General features: G+C 72.7%; 2 protein-coding genes. One reads left to right on the top strand and one right to left on the bottom strand.

Annotated features, from left to right (window positions below; genetic code table 11):
* Positions 1–63: 63 nt before the first annotated feature.
* Positions 64–960: an FG-GAP repeat protein gene (locus AB0J09_RS62695; protein ID WP_360713742.1), complete on the top strand. Its 897-nt coding sequence runs from the start codon at positions 64–66 to the stop codon at positions 958–960.
* Between the two features lie 6 nt (positions 961–966).
* On the opposite strand, the gene AB0J09_RS62690 is transcribed toward AB0J09_RS62695, so the two are convergent.
* The coding region (locus AB0J09_RS62690) for a HAMP domain-containing sensor histidine kinase (protein ID WP_360713741.1) at positions 967–2,291 on the bottom strand (1,325 nt) is incomplete at its 5' end.

Below are 2,291 nucleotides of genomic sequence, written 5' to 3'. Positions count from 1 at the left end.
ATCTCGTCGAACTTCCCCCCGTAGGGCGGAGCCTCCGGCCAGCGTTGGCGGGACGAGCTGGTGGTGGGCGCGCCCAGCCACCGGTCGGGCGGGGCGGTGACCGTCTACTGGATGAAGGGGCGCAAGCCGTACCAGATCACGCAGAAGACGCCGTGGGTGCGGCAGGCGGCGAACGTGACCGACCAGTGGGGGGCGGCACTGGCGACCGGGGACTTCGACGGGGACGGCAAGGACGAGCTGGTCGTCGGCGCGCCCGCCGACAGCGTCACGCTGGACGGGCAGGGCTCGGCGACCGTGATCGACGTACGGGCGAAGCGGGCGCGGCTGCTCACCCAGAGCAGCCCCGGGATCAAGGGGGCCTCCGAGAAGTGGGACGCGTTCGGGGCCGCGCTGGCCACGGGCGACTTCAACGGAGACGGACGCGCCGACCTGGCCATCGGGGTTCCCGGCGAGGGCCTCAGCGCGAACCAGCGGGCCATGGACTACGGTGACGGCACCGTGGACGTCCTGTACGGGTCGCGGAGCGGGCTGACCACCCACAAGAGCGAGGCGTGGTCGCAGAACACGCTGGAGGGCGTGCCGCGGTACTACGACCGGTTCGGGGCGTCCTTGGCGGCCGGTGACTTCAACGGCGACGGCCACGACGAGCTGGCGATCGGCGTACCCGGGGAGAAGGCGGTCCAGGTGCTGGCCGGGCGGTCCTCTGGCGGGCTCACCCGGGTGGGGAACCTCCTGATCAAGGGCAAGGGGCGCGACTTCGGCGCCGCGCTGACCGCGCTGCCCTTGAACGAGCGTTATCGCACGCTGGGCAAGCAGCGGCCGCTCTACGGGCTGGTGGTGGCGGCGCCCGACCAGGGGCTCGTCATGTACGCGCCCGGCTCACGGAAGCAGGGGCTGAAGCTGGGCAAGGTGCGCCGGCTCAGCGAGGGCACCGGTCTGTACGGCTACACCTTCGGCTGAGGTCTTCTAGGAGGAGGTGGGGCCGGGTGCGGTGCCGGCGACGGGCAGGATCACCCTGAACAGCGCTCCCTTGCCCGGCGAGCCCTCCGCCATCACGATGCCGCCGTGCGCCTCCACGAGCGTGGCCGCGATCGACAGCCCCAGCCCCGACCCGCCCGCGCTCCGGGCCGGATCCGCGCGGTAGAACCGCTCGAACACCCGCTCGGCCACCTCCGGAGGGAACCCGGGCCCTTCGTCGGCCACCTCCACCACCGCCTGGTCGCCGTCCAAGCCGACCCGCACCTGGAAGGGCGTGCCGGGCGGCGTGTGGGTGAGGGCGTTGGTGACGAGGTTGTTGATCACCTGCCCCAGCCGCGACTCGTCCCCCGTCACGATCACCTCCCCCTCGCCTCCGAACAGCCGCCTCAGCTCGATCTTCCGGTCCGGTGCCAGCGTCTGGGCGTCGATCACGGCGGTGGCGGCGAGGCTGAGCAGGTCCACGGGCCGCCGGGCCAGCTCCCGCCGCTGGTCGAGCCGGGCCAGCAGCAGCATGTCCTCCACGAGCAGCCCCATGCGCGCCGCCTGCCCTTCGATGCGGCTCAGCAGCCGTACGGCCTCGGCCAGGTCCTTCTCCTTCCCCAGCCGGTACAGCTCCGCGAACCCCCTGATCGAGGTCAGCGGCGTACGCAGCTCGTGCGAGGCGTCGGCCATGAACCTGCGCATCAACTCCTCGGACCGCCTGGCCGCCGTGGCGGACTGGCGGGCCGACTCGGCCGCCGCCTCCCGCTCGTGCGCCGCCACCTCGATCTGGGCGAGCATGCTGTTGAGCGAACGGCCGAGCTTGCCGACCTCGGTGGTGCCCGCCCAGAGGGGAACGCGGCGTGACAGGTCGCCGTCCGCGATGTCGTTGGCCGTGCGGGCGATCTCACGGAGCGGGCGCAGGCTGCGGCGAACCAGCCAGTAGCAGCCGAACCCGAGCACCACCAGCGTGCCGCCGCCGCCGACCGCGACGATCAGGATGAGCTGGGACACCGTGGCGTCCACTTCGCTCAGGTTGACGGCGATCACCCGGCTCTCGCCGTCGCGGCCCGCCACGGCGACGACGCGCCAGCTCGGCCCCTCGGCGGCGCGCGACTCGACGGTGAAGGGGCGGCCGTTGAGCGCGACGACCTGGAGGAAGCTGAGCTTGGGCAGCGCGGGCATGTGGTCCTCGGTCGACTCGCTCAGCGTCCTGATCGGAGCGCCGCCGGCGTCCAGGAGCACCGAGTAGAACAGGCCGTAGAAACGCTGCGGGCGCGCGCCGGGACGGGGCTGCTCAGGCATCGGGGGCGGGTCGCGGAGCGGGCGTCTGG

The organism is Nonomuraea sp. NPDC049784 (genome assembly GCF_040659615.1).
GTDB lineage: Bacteria > Actinomycetota > Actinomycetes > Streptosporangiales > Streptosporangiaceae > Nonomuraea.
The sequence above is the reverse complement of the archived record's forward strand: the minus strand, read 5'-3'. Positions and strand labels throughout refer to the sequence as shown.